Origin of the sequence: Catellatospora sp. NPDC049609 (assembly GCF_040675365.1) — a bacterium.
Lineage (GTDB): Bacteria > Actinomycetota > Actinomycetes > Mycobacteriales > Micromonosporaceae > Catellatospora.
This window is the reverse complement of the sequence record NZ_JBFAOU010000080.1, coordinates 1-20,082: the sequence shown is the minus strand read 5'-3', so window position 1 is coordinate 20,082 and position 20,082 is coordinate 1. Positions and strand designations below refer to the sequence as shown.

The following is a 20,082-nucleotide window of genomic DNA, read 5'->3' as shown; positions in this document are numbered from 1 at the left end:
CGTCGAGCGGCGCGTGGTCGTCGAGCGGCGCGTGGTCGTCGAGCGGCGCGTGGTCGTCGAGCGGCGCGTGGTCGTCGAGCGGCGCGTGGTCGTCGGCCGGCGCCGCGCGGCGGGCGGCGAGTTCGGCGAGGCGGGTGCCGAGGTCGGTCGCCTCGCGGAAGACGCGGGTGTCCGGGCCGGTATGGCCGACCAGCGCGGAGTGCCACTGCTCGGCGCCGCCACGGCTGGCCCGCCACTGGAAGTACATCGCGCCGCGCGAGCCGCGGGCGACGTGCCCCAGCGCGATCCTGGCCAGCATGCCCGGCGGTTTGCGCCGCTGCACCCCGTCCTCGGTGACGTGCGCGGGGGCGTGCTCCATCAGCAGCCAGTCGCCGCCGTGCCCGGCCGCGGCGGACCAGCCGCGCGCGGCGTCGGCGGCGAACGCGCTCTGCGCCGGGGCACCGTCCAGCGACGACGGGTAGTGGTCGATCGCGACCAGATCCACCTGCCCCGACCAGCGGGCGTGGTCCACCGGCACCCAGCCGCCGAGCACGAAGTTCGTGGTCACCTGCGCGTCGGGCCGGACCTTCTTGATCGCGTCACGCTGCTCGGCGTACGCGGACAGCATGCTGTCGGACAGGAAGCGCCGGTAGTCCAGCTCGTGCGCGGGGTTGGTGAGGTACTGCGTGGCGCGCGGCGGGAGCACCTGCGCCCAGTCGCCGTAGCGCTGGCTCCAGAACTCGGTGCTCCACAGCTCGTTCAGCGTGCCGAGATCGCGGTGCCGCGTGCGCAGCCAGCCACGGAAGGCGGCCGCGCAGTGGTCGCAGAAGCACCAGGTGCCGTATTCGTTGTGCACGTGCCACAGCGTCACGGCCGGGTGGTGGGCGTAGCGGGAGGCCAGCGCGGCGGCCACGGCCCGGCTCGCCGCCCGGTACGCGGGCGCGTTCACGCAGTACGTGTCCCGCGAGCCGTGCACCAGGCGTACGCCGTCGCGCCGCTGTGCCAGCGCGTCGGGGTGGGCGAGGGTGAACCAGGGCGGCGGGGAGGCGGTCGGGGTGGCCAGCACCGCCCCGATCCCGGCCGCGTGCAGCCCGTCGAGCACCCGGTCGAGCGGGCCGAAGTCGTAGCTGCCCGGGGACGGTTCGAGCCCCGCCCAGCCGAAGACGCCGACGGTGGCGGCGGTGACGCCAGCCTGGCGCATCAGCGCGAGGTCCTCGGCGCGGACGGCTTCGGGCCACTGCTCGGGATTCCAGTCGGCTCCGAAGAAGTACGGGGTGATCGGCACGGCGGCCAAATTAGAGGGCTCCCTCACGCGGGTCAACCGGTTGACGTTTGTTTGGCTACACGGAAAACTAAAAGAAGTTATACCTGCAGCAGACGCCGTACAGGGAGTCGAAGATGCCGTTCCGTCCGCCGCTCGTGGCTCACGAGTACTTCTCCGCCGACCCGCCCGAGCTGCCGCGGCGCGCCTACGGCGAGCCCGGCCCGGAAAGTGTGGTCCGGGCGGAGCTGACCGGCAAGGACTCCGCCGGCGCGACGTTCCAGGCCCGCACCGACGCGGGCACGTCGCTGCACATCCAGATCGGCGCCGCGAGCGACGGCGTGCTGCGGGTGCGCCTGTCCGAGGACCCCTCCGCGCGCAGCCGGTCGGCCCGGCTGCTGCCGCTGACCCACCCCGACCCCGGCGCCGTCGCGACCGTGACGGCCGGCGAGAACACGGTCTCCATCAGCGCCGGGCCGCTCACCGCCGAGATCACGCTGAACCCGTGGCGGCTGTCCTTCCACGACGCCGACGGTCGCCTGCTGCTGCGCAGCGACCCGGGCCTGACCGACATCTCCGGCCGTATGCGCAACCTGCCGCTGGGCTGCTCCCGGATCGACGGGCGGATCGTGGCGTTCCATGAAAGTTTCACGCTGCCCGCCGACGAGGTGCTGTCCGGCACCGGCGAGCGCTTCACCGCGCTGAACCTGCGCGGCCAGCGCCCGGTGATGTGGAACTTCGACGCCTTCGGCAGCGAGTCCGACCGGGCGTACAAGAACATCCCGTTCTACCAGTCGAGCCGCGGTTACGGCGTGGTCGTCGACTCGGGCATGCCGGTCGAGTTCGACTTCGGCGCGTCCACCGGCAGCGTCACCCAGCTGCTCGTCCCCGACGACCTGGTGGAGTACTACGTGCTCGCCGGGCCCACCCCGAACGACGTGCTCGACCGCTACGACGCCCTCACCGGCCGCCCGGCCTGCCCGCCCAAGTGGGCCTTCGGCTCCTGGATCTCGTCCGGCTTCTTCCGCGACAACCAGCGGGCCGTGCTGGAGCGGGCGGCGACCATCCGCGAGCACGGCATCCCCTGCGACGTGCTGCACCTGGACTGCTACTGGCAGGCCGAGGGCACCTGGTCGAGCCTGAGCTGGGACGCCAAGGCGTTCCCCGACCCGGACGCCATGCTGGCCACGCTGCACGAGCAGGGCTTCCGGGTGTGCGTGTGGATGAACCCCTACCTGTCCCACAAGTCCGACCGGTTCGCCGAGGCCGCCGAGCGCGGCTTCCTGCTGCGCCGCCCCGACGGGGCCGTGTACGTCGCCGACTCCTGGCACGGGTCCTTCCCGGCCTGCGGCATCGTCGACTTCACCAACCCCGAGGCGACGGCCTGGTTCTCCGACCTGCTGCGGACGCTGCTGCGCCAGGGCGTCGACGCGTTCAAGACCGACTTCGCCGAGGGCGTGCCCGCCGACGCGGTCGCCCACAACGGCATGACCGGCACCGAGCTGCACAACGTCTACACGCTGCTGTTCAACGACGCCGTCTGCGCGGTCACCCGCGAGGTGCACGGGCACGACCTGGTCTGGGCCCGCTCGTCCTACCTCGGCGGGCAGCGCCATGCGGCGCAGTGGGGCGGCGACACCATGTGCACGTACGAGGCGCTGGCCTCCTCCATGAACGGCGGGCTCGCGCACGGGCTGTCGGGTGTGCCGTACTGGTCGCACGACACCGGCGGGTTCTGCGGCGTGCCGAGCGAAGACCTGTTCCTGCGCTGGGCCCAGTTCGGGGCGCTGTCGCCGCTGCTGCGCTTCCACGGCACGACCACCCGCGAGCCGTGGCGCTTCCCGGCGGTCGAGCCGGCCGTCATCGAGGCGCTGCGGCTGCGCTACCGGCTGCTGCCGTACCTGTACTCCCTCGCGCGGCGCGCGGCGGAGACCGGCGAGCCGATGATGCGGGCGCTGGCCGTGGACTCCCCCGCCGACCCGGCGTCCTGGCGCGCCGAGCACGTGTACCGCCTCGGGACCGACCTGCTGGTCGCCCCGATGATCAGCGAGACGCAGCAGCGTGATGTGTATCTGCCGCCGGGGCAGTGGGTGGACTGGTGGACCGGCGACGTGGTCGGCGGCGGCGCGACGCTGCGGGTCGCGCCGCCGCTGGAGCAGGTGCCGCTGTGGGTGCGCCGCGACGCCCTGCTGCCGGTCACCGCGCCCGCCGCGCACGTCGCCGACGGGCCGTGGCAGCAGCTCACCCTGCTCAGCTTCGGCGGCGGCGACGGGCAGTGCGAGATCCGCGACGACGGTCACGCAAGCACTGTCGCGGCCCGCCGGGACGGCGATACGCTCACGGTGACCATCGCCGGGCCTGCCCGGGTCACGGCGATCGCATTCCCCACCGTCGCCGGCGGCACCCCTCCGGCCACCGTGCTGGTCAACGGCGCCGAGGCCTCGCTCAGCATGGTGGACGGCCTGCTCACGGCGGCCTGGCAGGCACCAGGAGACTGAACCATGGCACTTGTCGCCGGCATCGACTCCTCCACCCAGTCGTGCAAGGTGGTGGTACGTGACGCCGGCACCGGCGCGCTCGTCCGCCAGGGCCGCGCCGCCCACCCCGACGGCACGTCCTGCCCGCCCGAGGCCTGGTGGCAGGCTCTCCAGACGGCGATCGCCGAGGCGGGCGGGCTGGACGACGTCGCGGCGGTCGCGGTCGGCGCGCAGCAGCACGGCATGGTCTGCCTCGACGCGTCCGGCGCGGTCGTGCGCGACGCGCTGCTGTGGAACGACACCCGCTCGGCCCCGGACGCCGCCGACCTGGTCGCGGAGCTGGGGCCGGGCGAGGCCGGGCCGCGCGGCTGGGCCGACGCCGTCGGCAGCGTGCCGGTGGCCTCGTTCACCGTCACCAAGCTGCGCTGGCTGGCCCGCAACGAGCCCGGCAACGCCGCCCGCACCGAGGCCGTCTGCCTGCCGCACGACTGGCTGACCTGGCGGCTGGGCGGCACCGGCGACCTCGCCGCGCTGGCCACCGACCGCAGCGACGCCTCCGGCACCGGCTACTGGTCCCCCGCCACCGGGGAGTACCGTCGCGACCTGCTCAAGCTCGCCTTCGGCAAGGACGTGCTGCTGCCCGTCGTGCTCGGCCCGGCCGACTCCGCGGGCCGCACCGCGGCGGGCGCGCTGCTCGGGTCCGGCGCCGGGGACAACGCCGCCGCCGCGCTCGGCGTCGGCGCCCAGCCCGGCGACGTCATCGTCTCCATCGGCACCTCGGGCACCGTGTTCAGCGTGGCCACCGTGCCCGCCGCCGACGCCACCGGCACGGTCGCCGGCTTCGCCGACGCCACCGGCCACTTCCTGCCGCTGGTCTGCACCCTCAACGCCGCCCGCGTCCTCGACGCCGCCGCCACCCTGCTCGGCGTCGACCACGCCACCCTCGCCGACCTGGCCCTCTCGGCCCCCGCCGGCGCCGACGGCCTCGTCCTCGTCCCCTACCTGGAAGGCGAGCGCACCCCCAACAAGCCCGACGCCACCGGCTCCCTGCACGGCCTCACCCTGGGCACCTCCACCCCCGCCCACCTGGCCCGCGCCGCCGTCGAGGGCATGCTCTGCGCCCTCGCCGACGGCCTGGACGCCCTGCGCGGCCAGGGCGCGACGGTCAACCGCGTGGTCCTCGTCGGCGGCGGCGCCCGCTCCGAGGCGGTCCGCCGCATCGCCCCCTCGGTCTTCGGCTGCCCCGTCCTGGTCCCCCCACCCGGCGAGTACGTAGCCGACGGCGCCGCCCGCCAAGCCGCCTGGATCGCCACCGGCACCCCACCCCAGTGGCCCCTCACCGGCGCCGAGCTCTTCGAGTCCGACCCCGTAGCCTCGGTCCGCGCCCGCTACACCGAGGCCCGCGACCTCACCCTCCCCCGCCACCCCTGACCCCGGCCGATCTTGCGTGGACTGTGGGTATGACACGCGCCTTTCGGGCATATCCCCAACAGTTCACGCAAGATCGTCGCGATCTTGGTGGTGGCCGGTGGGAGACCGGTGAAGTTGCCGATGGCCGGGCCGGGCAAGGGCCGGAGACTGATCACGTAGCGCCGCGCGCGCGGCGGCGTGCCGGTCGGGTGCAGCGGACGCACAGTCCCTGACCTGGATCGGAGAGCCGCCATGCACACCTTCACCTCGTTCGACGGCACCACCCTGGCGTACCACACCTGGGGCGAGCCCGGCGGCGAGCGGCCCGCCGTCGTCCTGCACCACGGGTTCAGCTCGTCCGCGCTGGGCAACTGGCACGTCCCCGGCGTGGTGGACGCGCTGGTCGCTGCCGGGCGCCGGGTGGTCGCGATCGACGCCCGGGGCCACGGCTCGTCGGAGAAGCACACCGAGCCCGACCGGTACGGCGAGGACAAGATGGCCCGCGACCTCGGCGTGCTCGTCGACCTGCTCGGGCTGGACCGGTACGACCTGGCCGGCTACTCCATGGGCGGCATCGTCGCGCTGCTCACCGCGTCCGGCGACCACCGCGTCCGCAGGCTCGTCACCGGCGGCATCGGCGCCAGCGTCGTCGAGCAGGGCGGGCTGGACCGCGCCGCACTGCCCGGCAAGGAGCTGATCGAGGGCCTGCTGACCGACGACCCGTCCACCATCACCGACGAGCGGGTGCTCGGCTTCCGCATGTTCGCCGAGGCCACCGGCGCCGACCGGCGGGCGCTGGCGGCGCAGGCGCGGGCGAGCCACCGCGCGCCCATCGGCCTGGACCGGATCACCGTCCCCGCGCTGGTGCTCGCGGGCACCGACGACTGGCTGGCGCGGCGGCCCGAGGTGCTCGCCGCGGGGCTGCCCGACGCGCGCTGGAAGGTGCTGGCCGGCGACCACCTCACCGTGGTCCGCAACCCCGAGTTCGCCGCCGCGATCGTCTCGTTCCTGGGCTGAGCCGCCGCAGCCTCCGGGCCGCGCGGCGACCCTGAGGTGCCGCGGCATGATCGCTGATTTCGGTCAGAACCTGTGGTGAGACCGCACTTTCTGACCGGAAACTGCGATCACGCCCGACCGACTCCCGGCGCCACGGACGGGAACGGGGACGGCTGATCGCCGCGGCGAAGGGAGTGCCGCGGCGATCAGCCCTTGAGGGCGCCGGTGATGACGCCCTTGGTGAAGTGGCGCTGGATGAACGGGTACACGATCACGATCGGGATCAGCACCACGACCACGACCGCCATCTTGACCGCGAGGCTCGGCGGCGCGTTGAACCCGAGCGCCGGCGGCGAGCCGATGCCCGCGGGGCTCTGCCCGGCCAGGATGTACGCCTGCAGCACCTGCTGCACCACGTGGTCCTCGGAGTTGTTCAGGTAGATGACGGCGTTGAAGTAGATGTTCCAGTAGCCGACGGCGTAGAACAACCCGACGACGGCGACCACGGCCTTGGACAGCGGCAGCACGACGCGGGTCAGGATGCGCCAGTCCCCGGCGCCATCGATGCGGGCGCTGTCGATCAGCTCGGCCGGTATGCCCATGAAGAACTGCCGTACGACGATCAGGTTGAACGCGTTGATCGCGGTGGGCAGGATCAGCGACCAGTGCGTGTCCTTGAGCCCGAGGCTGGTCACCACCAGGTAGCTGGGGATCAGACCCGGTCCGATCAGGAACGTGATCAGGAAGAACAGCAGCAGCGGCCGGTGCCACAGGCTGCCCGGCCGCGACAGCCCGTACGCGGCGAGCACGGTGCAGACCAGGCTGATCAGGGTGCCGGTGACGGTGACGAACATGCTGTTCCAGACCGCCCGGGACACCTCGCCCCGGGTGAAGATCAGCACGTACGCCGAGATGTCGAAGTCCCTGGGCAGGAAGACCATGCCGCCCGCGTCGGCGATCGCCTTGCGGGACGAGAAGCTGGTCACCACGATGGACCATACGGGGATCAGCACGGCCAGCACCACGGCGGTGAGCAGGGCGCCCTTGGCGAGCTGCCCGGCCACGGTGGGCTGCTCCTCCCAGGCGGGCCGCTGGCTGCGCCGCTTGGCGCGCGGCGGTCGTACGGTGGCGGTGGTCATGACCGGACGAACACCCCTTCCTCGCCGAAGCGCCGGGCCACCCGGTTGGCGGCCAGGATCAGGATCAGGCCGATGACCGCCTTGAACAGGCCGGCCGCCGTGCCCACGCCGTAGTCCTGGGTGACCAGGCCGAGGTAGTACACGTACGTGTCGAGCACCTCGGCGGCCTGCCGGCCGACCGCGTCGCGCTGCAGGATGAACTGCTCGAAGCCGACCGTGAGCGAGTTGCCGAGCTGCAGGATGAGCAGCAGCACCACCACCGGGCGCAGGCCGGGCAGGGTGACGTGCCACAGCCGCCGCCAGCGGTTCGCGCCGTCGGAGGCGGCCGCCTCGTAGAGGCTCTGGTCGATCGCCGTGAGCGCGGCGAGGAAGATGATGGTGCCCCAGCCCACGTCCTTCCACAGCGCCTGGGTGCTGACCAGGACGATGAACGTGTCGGGGTTGCCCATGATGTTCCAGGGCTCCATGCCGTTGTCGCGCAGCACCTGGGCGAGCAGGCCGGCCCCGCCGAGCATCTGCACGAAGAACGTCACCACCAGCACCCAGCTGAAGAAGTGCGGCAGGTAGACGACGGTCTGGATGAAGCCGCGCAGCCGGGGCGAGAGCACGCTGTTGAGCAGGATCGCCAGCGCGATCGGCAGCGGGAAGAAGAAGACCAGCTGGAACGTGGTGAGCGCGAGGGTGTTGCGCAGCGCGTCCCAGAACTGCGAGTCCTCGAACAGCTCGGCGAAGTTGGTGAACCCGATGAACGGGCTGTTCACGATCGCCTCGACGGCGCTGTCGCCGGCCCACTGGTCGTAGTCCAGGAACGCGACCACGTTGCCCAGCAGCGGCAGGTAGTGGAACACCGCCAGCAGCAGCGCGGCGGGCACGGTCATCAGCAGCAGCCCGCGGTCGCGCCGGAACCGGGCGCCGAAGGACATGCGCCGCTTGCCGGTCGGCGGTGCCGCCTGCGGCTCGGGTGTCGCCTGGACGGGGAGGGGCCGGGCCTGCGCGGGCCCGGCCACCCCGGTGGTGCCTGTCATGCGTTCAACCTCATCGGCCTGCGTCGGACAGCGCCTTGGCCAAGAAGGTACGCCCTTCCTCGCCGCCGCCGTCGCGCCACTCCTTCAGCACGACGTCGAGGTCGGACAGCGGCCGCCGGCCGCGGGCGATGTCGGTGATCTTGTCCTCGGTGGGCTGCTTGATCTTCACGTAGCTCGCCGGCATCTCGATCTTGATGCCCTCCCAGGGGTTCTTCTCCAGGAAGCCCACGGCGGCGTTCTGCCAGTTGATCAGGTCGTTGACGTACGTGGGGACCCGCGCGTCGTACTTGATGGTCGGCGCGGTGCCGGCCAGGAAGCGGAACTGGTCCGCCTTCTCCTTGCCCTGCAGGTCGGTGCCCTGCGGCCAGCCGTCGGCGCCCTTGTTGAAGTGCTTGCCCTCGACGCCGTACTCGATCAGCTCGAACTCCTTGGTGCCCAGCGGGGACGCCGCGAAGTTGAGGATGCGCAGGATCTCCTCGACCTTCTCCTTGCCGAGGCCCTTCTTGACGAAGGTGTAGAAGATCGGGTCGCCGGAGCCGTGCACCAGCGGCTGCCCGCCGTCGTTGGCGAAGAACGGCACCGGCTGCATGTTGAAGCCCTGGGTGACCTTCTGCTGCTCGGCCTGCATGCCGAGCCACGCGCCCACGCCGTCCTGGATCATGAGGATCTTGCCGCCGGAGAACAGCAGCTTGGCGTCGGCGCCCTTGCTGGCCACGACCTCCGGGTGGACCAGGCCCTCCTGGTAGAGGCGGGCCATGAACTCCAGCGCGGCCTTGAACTCGGCGGTCTCGTACTTGAACTCGACCTTGCCGTCCTTGTGCCGCCAGCCCTCCTTGGACCCCGGCACCCGGAAGATCATCTCCACCATGGCCTGGATGTTGTTGAAGGCCCACACGCCCTTGTCGGGGTTGGTCACCTTCTTGCCGAACTGGTAGAGCTCGTCGGCGCTCTTCGGCACGGCCGCGCCGAGCGTGTCGGTCAGGTCCTTGCGGTAGAACAGCGCCCACGGGTAGGGGCCGTCGGTCGGCCACGGCACCGCCATCAGCCGCTTGTTCCAGATCGCGTTCGACCAGGCCACGGTGGGCAGGCTGGCCAGCATCTGGTACGGCTTGGCCTTGTCGCCGGCGAGGTGGTCGGACAGGTCCTCGAACAGCGCCTTGGCCGCCTCCGAGAAGTTCGGGATCTTCGGCAGCTCCCAGCTGGGGATGCACAGCACGTCCGGGATGTCCCGGGCGGGCAGGATCGCGTTCAGCTTGTCGGCGTAGGTGTTGCCGTCCTGGATGCCGGGGGTGACCGTGGCGCCCAGCTCCGCGTTGATCGCGTCGAGGTAGGCGTTCTGCCCCGGGCCCGCGGGCACCTGGCCCCAGTACGGCGTCATCGTGGTGATGGTGCTGCCCCGGCCGGGCTTCTCCGTGATCGCGTCGACCAGCGAGGCGGGGTACTTGGTAAAGCCGTTGGCGACCGGCGAGATGCCCTTGATGTCCGGCTGCACCAGCTCGAGCGGCTGGTACTTCGGCAGGACCGCGGACAGCTGGTCGACCGCCTGCGCGGTGCCCTCGTCCGCCGCCTTCTCACCGCAGCCGGCGAGCGTGCCACCGCCGGCCACGGCGATCGCACCCAGGCCCATCAGGCTCAGGAACGACCGGCGGTTCGCCGCCGCGCCCGCGAGGGGGTTGTCCACGGCGTGCTCCCTTCGTCATTTGTCAAGCTCAGGATCGGGGAAAGGGGGTGTGTGTGGAACGGTTGCGCGGTACAGTTAGTTCGTCTTTCGACTAAACAAACTAACCCATGGTCCGGTCCGCCACAAGGGAGCGTTCCCATGCGGGAGTCCGCGCCCGTACTACCGGTCGGCCGGATACGGCATGATGGTGCGACCAGTGCAGCCACACCGGAGGGCAGACGGTGATCACGATGCAGCGCGGCCCTCAGCCGGCGGACTTCGCCGACGTCAGGGCGACGAACCTCGCCGTCGTGCTGCGCTACGTACGCGGGCACGCACCCTGCTCGCGCGCCGAGATCGCGGCCGCGACCGGGCTGAACAAGGCCACCGTCTCCAGCCTCGTCGCCGACCTCATCGACCGGCGGCTGCTGCGCGAGACCGGGCTGACCGAGCACCGCATCGGCCGCCCGGCGACCATGCTGGTCCTCGACGGCTCACCGTACGCCGCGATCGGCCTGGAAGTGAACGCCGACTATCTCACCGCGGTCGCCATCGACCTGGCCGGGCAGCAGGTGCTGTCCTGGCGACGCTCGTTCGCCGGCCTCGCGTCGAGCCCGGCGCAGGCCGCCACCGCCATCGCGGCCCTGGGCCGGCGCGCGGTCAACCGCGTGCTCAAGGAGGACCGGCGGGTGCTCGGCCTGACCGTCGGCGTGCCCGGCCTGGTGAGCCCGGACGGCGTCGTCATCATGGCCCCCAACCTGGGCTGGCGGGACGTCAACCTGCGCGACATCGTCAACCGCGCGCTGGGCGAGCCCGGCTTCCCGGTCGCCGTCGACAACGACGCCAACCTCGCCGTGCTGGCCGAGTCCCGCTACGGCGAGTTCGCCGGCGCGCAGAACCTGATCTACCTGACCGGCGAGGTCGGCATCGGCGCGGGCATCATCAGCGACGGGCACCCGCTGCGCGGCCACCGGGGCTTCCCCGGCGAGATCGGGCACATCACCATCGACCCGCAGGGCCCCGAGTGCGGCTGCGGCCGCCGCGGCTGCCTGGAGGCGATCGCCGGGATCACCGCGATCATCGCGCGGGTGCTGCCCGAGGTCGCGGGCGACGGCGACATCACCGACCTGCAGCCCGAGGTCGACGAGGTGGTACGCCGGGCGCGCGGCAACGACCCCGCGGCGCTGCGGGCGCTGGACGAGGTCGGCCGCGCGCTGGGCGTGGGCGTCTCCATCCTGGTGAACCTGCTCGACCCGGAGGTCGTCGTGCTCGGCGGCTACTTCGTCCCCCTCGCGCCGTGGCTGCTGCCCGCCGTGGAGACCGAGCTGCGCGCCCGCCGCGTCGGACCCGAGCAGGGCGGCGTACGGGTCGCCGCATCCATCCTGGATCACGGCGCGGCCGCCACCGGCGGCGCCGCCACCGTCCTCGACCACGTCGACGCCGGCCGCCTCCCCCGCCTCTGACCCGCGCGCATCGTCGGCTGTTCGCGGGTCGTTAATAAGGGTGTAATCCGGACAAATTTTGTGGACGGAGTTGTACCCGTGGGTTGTGACCGGCCGGTGTTCGTGGTGGGCTGTCCGCGTTCGGGCACGACGATGCTGCAGCTGATGCTGCATGCGCACCCGCGCATCGCGATCCCGCCGGAGACCCGGTTCCTGCTGGCGGCATACGGCGACCGGCGCTCCTACGGCGACCTCGGCGAGCCCGCCAACCGCCGCCGCCTCGCCGAGTGGATCGTGGACGGGAAGACCGCCTTCGGCGACCTCGGCCTCGACCCGGACGCGGTGATCGAGGAGATCACGGCGGGGCCGCCGACGCTGGGCTCGGCGTTGGGCATCGTGTTCCGGGCGTACGCCCGCCGCTTCGACAAGCCCCGCTGGGGCGACAAGCGCCCGGCGTACCTGAACAATCTCGGGCCGCTGCTACGGCTGTTCCCGGACGCGCAGATCGTCAACATCGTGCGCGACGGGCGCGACTGCGTGGCCTCCCTCGGCGAGACCCCGTGGCAGCAGGGCAAGGACGTGTGCCACGCGATCTCCGACTGGGCGCGGGCGATGGACAGCTCGGCCCGCGCCCGCCGCAGCCTGCCCGCCGGCAGCTACCACGAGGTGCGCTACGAGCGGCTGGTCGCCGATCCGGAGCCGGAGCTGCGCGAGATCTGCCGCTTCCTGGGCGAGGAATACGACCCGGCGATGGCCGAGCCGGCCCGGGTGGCCGACGTCGCCGTGCCCAGCCGCAAGAGCTGGCACCGGCTGACCCACGAGCCGGTCACCACGCAGCGGGTCGGCAGCTGGCGGGAGCGGCTGGCGCCGTGGCAGATCACGCTGTGCGAGGCGAAGCTGGGCGGGCACCTGCGCGAGCTGGGCTACCCGCTGTCGGACGCCGGCTCGCCGTGGTGGCAGGGCCCCGGCCGGGTTCATCACCTTCACTACGCCCGGCTCGACGGGCCGCGCCGCACGGTCGGTCTGCGGCGGACGCTGGGCTCGCTGCGCGACCGGCTGCGCCCCGCGGAGTCGCTGGCGTACCGCCCCGCCGGGCCACGCGAGCTGCTGCCCCACTGATCCTTCATCGGTCATGATCGAAGCCGCGCGCCCGCTGGTGGACAACGTGGACGGAGCATCGGCGGGCGATTACGGATGATCGAATGGGAACGCTCCCTTGACGACCGGGCACCGGGCGCGGTAAACCTCTGGCGTACTCCGTTGAGAAATCAGGTGGAAACAACGCCGGGCGGAGTATTTTTCGGCAGATCGTCGAAGCGCTTCGACTGTGGATCAGGGAACGTCCCGCTGATCCATTGTCGAAGCGCTTCGACTCGCACCGCCCTGACTCCACGCACTTTCCGACCGTCCGCCCAGACGAAGGAACCCGGCGATGAACTTCCGCGACCCCCGCCTGCCCCTGCCCGATCGCGTCGACGACCTGCTCGGCAGGCTGACCCTGCCGGAGAAGGTGGCCCTGCTGCACCAGCACCAGCCGCCGATCCCCCGCCTCGGGCTCGCCGGCTTCCGCACCGGCACCGAGGCCCTGCACGGCCTGGCCTGGCTCGGCGAGGCGACGGTGTTCCCGCAGGCCGTCGGGCTCGGCGCGAGCTGGGATCCGGAGCTGGTGCGCCGGGTCGGCGCGGCCGTCGGCGACGAGGTCCGGGCCAGCCACCACAAGGACCCGGCCGGCGCCCAGCTCAACGTGTGGGCCCCGGTGGTCAACCCGCTGCGCGACCCGCGCTGGGGCCGCAACGAGGAGGGGTACAGCGAGGACGCCTGGCTGACCGGGATCATGGGCGAGGCGTACGCGCGCGGCCTGCGCGGCGACCACCCCGTCTACCTGAAGACCGCCCCGACGCTGAAGCACTTCCTCGGCTACAACAACGAGAACGACCGCTGTGTCAGCTCCAGCAACCTCGGCCCCCGCGTTTTGCACGAGTACGAGCTGCCCGCGTACCGCCCCGCGATCGAAAGCGGCGCGGCGGTCGCGGTGATGGCGTCGTACAATCTGGTCAACGGCCGCCCGGCGCACGTCAGCCCGCACCTGAACGACGACCTGCGCAGCTGGACCGACGACGAGGTGCTGGTCGTATCGGACGCGTACGCGCCGAGCAACCTGGCCGACCCGGCGCAGCAGGCGTACTTCCCCGACCACGCGGCCAGCCACGCCGCCTCGCTCAAGGCGGGGGTGGACAGCTTCACCGACGCCGACGCCCGCTCCCACGTCACCATCGAGCGGATCACCGAGGCGCTGGACCGCGGGCTGCTCACCGAGGCGGACGTGGACCGCGCCGTGCGCCGCGCGCTGACCGTCCGGGTGCGCCTGGGCGAGTTCGACCCGGCCGAGGAGAACCCGTACACCCGGCTCGACCCGGACACGGTGAACTGCCCGGCGCACCAGCAGCTGGCCCGCGAGGCGGCCACCCGCAGCATGGTGCTGCTCAAGCAGGAGTGCCGGCTGCTGCCGTTCGACGCCGCCGAGGTGCGCCAGGTCGCCGTCATCGGCCCGCTGGGCGACCAGCTGATGGCCGACTGGTACAGCGGCACGCTGCCCTACCAGGTCACCGCCCGAGCGGGGCTGGCGGCGCGGCTCGGCGCGGACAACGTCGCGTTCGCCGACGGCGCCGACCGCATCGCGCTGCGCCTGGCCGGCGGCGGCTACCTCGCGGTGCCCGACGCGGCCACACCCGGCGGTGACGAGACCGGCGCGGCCGCGCCGAGCGAGCGGCCCACCGGCGGGGCGGGGCTGCGGCGGGCGTTCGCCGACCCGCACGGGTTCGACGTGTTCGACTGGGGCACCCACCCCGGCCGGGGCGGCCACCACGGCACCAGCGTGCTGGCGCTGCGCTCGGTCGCCAACGGCAGGCACGTCACGGTCAGGGACGGGGTGCTGGTCGCCGACGCGCCGGGCCCGCACGGCTGGGACGTGCACGAGACGTTCCGCCTGGTGGAACGCGCCGACGGCACGCTGTCGCTGCACCACGAGCTGAGCCAGAGCTACCTCACCGTCGGCGAGGACGGGATCGCCGCGGTGGGCGCCTCCTACGAGCAGGCCGCGCGGCTGACCGTGGAGCTGCGCCGCAGCGGAATCGAGCAGGCGGCCGCCGCGGCGGCCGAGGCGGACGCGGTGGTCGTGGTGCTCGGCAACCACCCGCTGGTCAACGGCCGGGAGACCGAGGACCGCGAGAACCTCGCCCTGCCCAGCGCGCAGGAGGCGCTGCTGCGCGCCGTGTACGCCGCCAACCCGCGCACCGCCCTCGTGCTGACCAGCAGCTACCCGTACTCGATCACCTGGGCCGACGTGCACCTGCCCGCGATCGTGTGGAGCTCGCACGGCGGGCAGGAGTTCGGCCACGCGCTCGCCGACGTGCTGTTCGGCGACGCCGAGCCGGCCGGCCGGCTGCCGCAGACCTGGTACCGCAGCCACTGCGAGCTGCCCGATCTCTACGACTACGACATCATCACCAGCGACGCGACGTACCTCTACTACCGCGGCACCCCGCTCTACCCCTTCGGGCACGGCCTGAGCTGGGGCGAGTTCGAGTACGGCGCGGTCACCCTGGACACCGACACGGTCGACGCCGACGGCGTCGTCGCGGTGCACATCGAGGTGGCCAACGTCGGCGAGCGGCCCGGCAAGGAGGTCGTCCAGCTCTACACGCACCAGCAGCGGTCGCGGGTCAAGCAGCCGCTGCGCCGGCTGCGCGGCTTCCGGCGGATCGCGCTGGCGCCGGGCGAGAAGACGGTGGTCACCATCGAGCTGAAGGCCGCCGACCTGTCCTTCTGGGACGTGACCACGAGCCGCTTCGTGGTCGAGGCGGCCCGGCACAAGGTCATGGTCGGCCGCTCGGCCACCGACATCCGCGGCTGCGCCACGCTGACCGTACGCGGCGAGCGCATCGGCCCGCGCCGGGTGCCCGCGGGGGTGCTGCGCGCGATCGACCACGACGAGGCGTGCGCGGTGGCGCTGGTGGACACGACGCCGGAGCGCGGCGACTCGGTGCGGGCCACCGACGCGGGGGCGTGGCTGTCGTTCGGCGCGACCGACCTGTCCGGCCGCGGCACGGTGGAGTTCGCGGTGACCGGCGCGCCGGGCCGGGTCGCGCTGCTGGCCGACGACCCGCTCGACGGCGAGGTGCTGGCCGAGGCCGTCTCGGCGGGCGGCGGGCGGTACGCGTACCAGAAGATCAGCCGTGAGCTGACCGCGTCCGGCCGGACCGACCTATACCTGGTCTGCGACGCACCGGGCATCATCGTCAGCGAACTGCGGTTCTCGTGACACGCACGGGGTATCGGCCGGGTCATGCCGCGGAGAGCAGCGAGGTGCGGGTGTGAGCCCTGATCAGGCGGGGACGCCGATGAACGGCAGGGCACGGCGGTCGGCTCAGCGCGACAGCGTCGTGACCATCGCCGACGTGGCGCGGCACGCGGGCGTGTCCACGAGCACGGTGTCGTACGTGCTCAGCGGCAAGCGCGCCATCTCCGCCGGCACCAGCGCCCGGGTGCACGCCAGCATCCGCGCGCTGGGCTTCCACCCGCACGCCGGCGCCCGCTCCCTGGCCAGCAACCGGTCGAGCGTGATCGCGCTGGTGCTGCCGCTGCGCCAGGGCATGCACCTGCCGGTGCTGATGCAGTTCGCCACCGCCGTGGTGACCAGCGCCCGGCTGCACCACCACGACGTGCTGCTGGTGACCGCCGACGAGGGCCCGGCCGGGCTGCGCCGGGTCGCCGCCGGGGCGCTGGTGGACGGCTTGGTGCTGATGGATGTGGAGATGCACGACCCCCGGGTGCCGACGCTGCGCAAGCTGGAGCGGCCCAGCGTGCTGATCGGCCTGCCCGCCGACTCCGCCGGGCTGACCTGCGTCGACCTCGACTTCCACCGGGCCGGGGCGGTCTGCGTGGAGCACCTGGCGGCGCTGGGCCACCGGGAGGTGGCGCTGCTCGGCGCGCCGCGCGTGGTGTACGACCGGGACACCGGTTTCGCCCACCGCACCCGCGACGGCTTCCTGGAGGCCGCGAAGCGGCAGCGGCTGACCGCGTACGCCCAGCCGTTCGAGGAGCATCCCGAGGCGGTGCAGACGGCGCTGTCCCAGCTGCTCGACCACCACCCCGGCCTGACCGGGCTGGTGGTGCACAACGAGGCGGCGGTCGCGCACGTGCTGACCGCGCTGCGCACGCTGGGCCGCCGGGTGCCCGAGGACGTCTCGGTGGTGGCGATCTGCCCCGACGAGCTGGCCGAGCGCTGCTCGCCGGTGCTCAGCTCGGTGCAGATCCCCGCCGAGGACGTCGGCCGGCACGCGGTCGAGCTGCTGATGCAGAAGCTCGACGGCGCGGCGGTGCCCGACTCGACGCTGCTCGCGCCGAAACTCACCGCCCGCGCCAGCACCGCCGCCCCGGCGCGCCCCTAGCCCCGCAGGTCAGCGAGAGTCGTTGCCCGGTAAGGGGTTTCCCGCGAAATCAGGGCTTCACAAGACGGCAACCGCGCGGTTAAATCGTGCTGACGGAGATGGGAGCGCTTCCATCGATGTCTACCGAAACACTGGAAAACCCTGACATCCCACCGCGCACGCGAACCGAGGTAGCGGTGGGGCGGATGCGCCCACATCCGCCCCACCTGTGCCCTACCGCGGCGACTCGCGTCGCGCGGCTCCACGGACAGGAGCATCCTAGTGCCTACACACAGTGACGCCATCCGCCCTCCGGGCCGGTGGCGCCGTTTGTTCGCCGGAGCCTGCGGCGTGCTGACCGTCGGTACGCTCGCGGTCGGCCTGTCCGCCGCGCCCGCACAGGCCGCCGCGCCCTACAACTACGCCGAGGCGCTGCAGAAGTCGCTGTTCTTCTACGAGGCCCAGGCCGCCGGACCCAAGCCCTCCTGGAACCGGGTCGCCTGGCGCGGCAACTCCGCCCTCAACGACGGCTCCGACGTCGGGATCAACCTCACCGGCGGCTGGTTCGACGCCGGTGACCACGTCAAGTTCGGCTTCCCGATGGCGAGCACGACGACCATGCTGGCCTGGGGCGCGGTGGAGTACCGGTCCGCGTACCAGTCCTCGGGCCAGCTCACACACCTGCTGAACAACCTGCGCTTCGTCAACGACTACTTCATCAAGGCGCACCCGTCGGCCAACGTGCTCTACGGGCAGGTCGGCAACGGCGGCGCGGACCACCAGTGGTGGGGGCCCGCCGAGGTGATGAAGATGGCGCGGCCCGCGTACAAGATCGATGCGAGCTGCGGCGGGTCGGACCTGGCAGCGGAGACCGCGGCCGCGATGGCCGCCTCCTCCATGGTGTTCCGGCCCACCGACGCGACGTACGCGAACACCCTGCTCAGCCACGCCCGCCAGCTCTACACGTTCGCCGACACGGTGCGCCGCAAGTACAGCGAGTGCATCACCGACGCGAGCAGCTACTACAACTCGTGGAGCGGGTTCAACGACGAGCTGGTCTGGGGTGCGCTGTGGCTGCACCGGGCCACCGGCGAGGCGGCGTACCTGACCAAGGCCGAGGCGTACTACGCCAACCTGAGCACCGAGCCGCAGTCGACGATCAAGTCCTACAAGTGGACCCACGACTGGGACGACAAGACCTACGGCTCGTACGTGCTGCTGGCCAAGCTCACCGGCAAGCAGCAGTACATCGACGACGTGAACCGGTGGCTGGACTACTGGACCGTCGGCTACAACGGCCAGCGCATCACCTACTCCCCCGGCGGCCAGGCCTGGCTGCAGCAGTGGGGCTCGCTGCGCTACTCGGCGAACACGGCCTGGGTCGCGCTGCTCTACTCCGACTGGATCACCGACGCCACCCGCAAGGCCCGCTACCACGACTTCGGCGTCCGGCAGATCAACTACATCCTCGGCGACAACCCGAACAACCGCAGCTACGTCAACGGCTTCGGGACCAACCCGCCGCGCAACCCGCACCACCGCACCGCACACGGCTCGTGGACCGACAGCCTGCAGAATCCGACGAACAACCGGCATGTGCTCTACGGCGCGCTGGTCGGCGGGCCCGGCTCGGCCAACGACTCCTACACCGACGACCGCGGCAACTTCCAGATGAACGAGGTCGCCACCGACTACAACAGCGGCTTCACCTCGGCGCTGGTGCGCATGTACGCCGAGTACGGCGGCACGCCGCTGGCGAGCTTCCCGCCCACGGAGACCCCGGACGACGCCGAGCTGTACATCGAGTCCGGCATCAACACCCCCGGCAGCAACTTCACCGAGACCAAGGCGTTCGTCTACAACAAGACCGCCTGGCCCGCCCGCGCGCTGTCCAACGGCTCGTTCCGGTACTACTTCACCCTCGACGGGTCGACCACGCCGAGCCAGATCAGCCTGCAGACGGCGTACAACCAGTGCTCGCCGCCGACCGGGCCGACCCAGCACAGCGGGAACGTGTACTACGTGCAGATCTCCTGCGCCGGGCAGAACATCATCCCGGCCGGGCAGTCCGACTGGCGGCGCGAGATCCAGTTCCGGATCACCAGCGCGGGCACCTGGGACCCGACCAACGACTGGTCGTACCAGGCCACCATGGGCCGCAACGCGAAGATGACGCTGTGGGACGGCGCCACCAAGGTCTGGGGCGACGCCCCCGGCGGCGGCACCCCGGACACCACCGCGCCGAGCACGCCCGGCACGCCGACCGCATCCTCGGTCACCGCCACGTCGGCGACGCTGAGCTGGACCGCCTCCACCGACACCGGTGGCAGCGGGCTCGCGGGCTACCGCGTCTACCGCGAGGCGGGCGCCACCGACGTGCTGGCCGGCTCGCCGAGCACCAACACGTTCGGGCTCACCGGCCTGACCGCGTCCACGTCGTACACCTACTACGTGGTCGCCGTCGACGGGGCGGGCAACACTTCGGCCGCGTCGCCGCCGGTCACCTTCAGCACCACCGCGCCGCCGAACGACACCACCGCACCGAGCACGCCCGGCACCCCGTCCGCGTCCTCGATCACGCAGACCGGCGCCACGCTGAGCTGGACCGCCTCCACCGACACCGGTGGCAGCGGGCTGGCCGGCTACCGCGTCTACCGCGAAGCGGGCGCCACCGACGTGCTCACCGGCTCGCCGACGACGAACTCGTTCGTACTGACCGGGCTCACCGCCGCCACGTCGTACACCTACTACGTGGTCGCCGTCGACGGGGCGGGCAACACCTCGGCCGCGTCGCCGCCGGTCACCTTCACCACCCTGCCCAGCGGCGGCGGTGCGAGCTGCGACGTGGCGTACGTCGTCGAGAGCCAGTGGCCGGGCGGCTTCTCCGCGAAGGTGACCGTCAAGAACACCGGCACCACGGCGATCAACGGCTGGACGCTGACCTACCCCTTCCCGGCGTCCGGGCAGGCGGTCACCAGCGGCCACAGCGCGACCTGGTCGCAGAGCGGCCTCAACGTCACCGCCGTGGCCCTGCCCTGGAACGCCAACCTCGCCCCCGGCGCCTCCGCCACGATCGGCTACAACGGCGCCTGGACCACCGCCAACCCCGAACCCACCGCCTTCAAGCTCAACAACGCCACCTGCACCGTCAGCTAGAAAAGGAAGGGCACCTTCTTACGATCTTGTGCGCAATAGCTGAGGTCACGCGATGTGCTGCTCCGGGGCGTTTCACCAGGTGATGGTGCGGTCGGAGACCAGGGCGGC

Annotated in this window: 12 protein-coding genes; 8 read left to right on the top strand and 4 right to left on the bottom strand. The window is 72.0% G+C overall.

The features are described 5' to 3' along the window. On the bottom strand, nt 1–1,264 hold a 1,264-nt coding region (locus AB0J67_RS22080), incomplete at its 3' end, for a beta-galactosidase (RefSeq protein WP_363485288.1). A gap of 113 nt (nt 1,265–1,377) precedes the next feature. Between AB0J67_RS22080 and AB0J67_RS22075 the strand changes: the two genes are divergently transcribed. From AB0J67_RS22075 to AB0J67_RS22065, 3 genes are all read left to right on the top strand, one after another. After that, nucleotides 1,378–3,738: a TIM-barrel domain-containing protein gene (locus AB0J67_RS22075; protein ID WP_363485287.1), complete on the top strand. Its 2,361-nt coding sequence runs from the start codon at nt 1,378–1,380 to the stop codon at nt 3,736–3,738. Nucleotides 3,739–3,741: 3 nt separating this feature from the next. Then, nucleotides 3,742–5,148 carry a xylulokinase gene (gene xylB, locus AB0J67_RS22070; RefSeq protein WP_363485286.1) on the top strand — a complete coding sequence of 469 codons (1,407 nt, stop codon included), beginning with the start codon at nt 3,742–3,744 and terminating at the stop codon, nt 5,146–5,148. 231 nt (nt 5,149–5,379) lie between these two features. Continuing rightward, nucleotides 5,380–6,144 carry an alpha/beta fold hydrolase gene (locus tag AB0J67_RS22065; RefSeq protein ID WP_363485285.1) on the top strand — a complete coding sequence of 255 codons (765 nt, stop codon included), beginning with the start codon at nt 5,380–5,382 and terminating at the stop codon, nt 6,142–6,144. A gap of 185 nt (nt 6,145–6,329) precedes the next feature. Here the strand turns inward: AB0J67_RS22065 and AB0J67_RS22060 are convergent, their stop codons facing one another. The 3 genes from AB0J67_RS22060 to AB0J67_RS22050 are packed head-to-tail and all read right to left on the bottom strand — an operon-like array spanning nt 6,330 to nt 9,968. Next, complete coding sequence (locus AB0J67_RS22060; RefSeq protein WP_363485284.1) at nt 6,330–7,262, bottom strand: carbohydrate ABC transporter permease; 933 nt, start codon at nt 7,260–7,262, stop codon at nt 6,330–6,332. Then, nucleotides 7,259–8,287: an ABC transporter permease subunit gene (locus AB0J67_RS22055; RefSeq protein ID WP_363485283.1), complete on the bottom strand. Its 1,029-nt coding sequence runs from the start codon at nt 8,285–8,287 to the stop codon at nt 7,259–7,261. Before AB0J67_RS22055 ends, AB0J67_RS22060 begins: the two co-directional genes overlap by 4 nt. 10 nt (nt 8,288–8,297) lie before the next feature. Continuing rightward, complete coding sequence (locus tag AB0J67_RS22050) at nt 8,298–9,968, bottom strand: extracellular solute-binding protein (protein ID WP_363485282.1); 1,671 nt, start codon at nt 9,966–9,968, stop codon at nt 8,298–8,300. 230 nt (nt 9,969–10,198) lie between these two features. Here AB0J67_RS22050 and AB0J67_RS22045 point away from each other — a divergent pair, with 230 nt between their 5' ends. The 5 genes from AB0J67_RS22045 (at nt 10,199) to AB0J67_RS22025 (ending at nt 19,974) form a co-directional block, all read left to right on the top strand. Then, on the top strand, nt 10,199–11,410 hold the full coding sequence (locus AB0J67_RS22045) for an ROK family transcriptional regulator (RefSeq protein ID WP_363485281.1): 1,212 nt from the start codon (nt 10,199–10,201) through the stop codon (nt 11,408–11,410). A 60-nt stretch (nt 11,411–11,470) separates the two neighbouring features. Continuing rightward, on the top strand, nt 11,471–12,508 hold the full coding sequence (locus tag AB0J67_RS22040; RefSeq protein ID WP_363485280.1) for a sulfotransferase: 1,038 nt from the start codon (nt 11,471–11,473) through the stop codon (nt 12,506–12,508). A 313-nt stretch (nt 12,509–12,821) separates the two neighbouring features. Beyond that, on the top strand, nt 12,822–15,710 hold the full coding sequence (locus tag AB0J67_RS22035) for a glycoside hydrolase family 3 C-terminal domain-containing protein (protein WP_363485279.1): 2,889 nt from the start codon (nt 12,822–12,824) through the stop codon (nt 15,708–15,710). A 52-nt stretch (nt 15,711–15,762) separates the two neighbouring features. Further along, complete coding sequence (locus tag AB0J67_RS22030; protein WP_363485278.1) at nt 15,763–16,839, top strand: LacI family DNA-binding transcriptional regulator; 1,077 nt, start codon at nt 15,763–15,765, stop codon at nt 16,837–16,839. A gap of 330 nt (nt 16,840–17,169) precedes the next feature. Further along, on the top strand, nt 17,170–19,974 hold the full coding sequence (locus AB0J67_RS22025; RefSeq protein WP_363485277.1) for a glycoside hydrolase family 9 protein: 2,805 nt from the start codon (nt 17,170–17,172) through the stop codon (nt 19,972–19,974). Nucleotides 19,975–20,082: the final 108 nt, after the last annotated feature.

Coding starts and splice junctions, on each gene's coding strand:
- AB0J67_RS22035 (WP_363485279.1), top strand. CDS start 12,822: ATGAACTTCCGCGACCCCCGCCTGCCCCTGCCCGATCGCGTCGACGAC.
- AB0J67_RS22075 (WP_363485287.1), top strand. CDS start 1,378: ATGCCGTTCCGTCCGCCGCTCGTGGCTCACGAGTACTTCTCCGCCGAC.
- AB0J67_RS22055 (WP_363485283.1), bottom strand. CDS start 8,287: ATGACAGGCACCACCGGGGTGGCCGGGCCCGCGCAGGCCCGGCCCCTC.
- xylB (WP_363485286.1), top strand. CDS start 3,742: ATGGCACTTGTCGCCGGCATCGACTCCTCCACCCAGTCGTGCAAGGTG.
- AB0J67_RS22045 (WP_363485281.1), top strand. CDS start 10,199: ATGCAGCGCGGCCCTCAGCCGGCGGACTTCGCCGACGTCAGGGCGACG.
- AB0J67_RS22060 (WP_363485284.1), bottom strand. CDS start 7,262: ATGACCACCGCCACCGTACGACCGCCGCGCGCCAAGCGGCGCAGCCAG.
- AB0J67_RS22065 (WP_363485285.1), top strand. CDS start 5,380: ATGCACACCTTCACCTCGTTCGACGGCACCACCCTGGCGTACCACACC.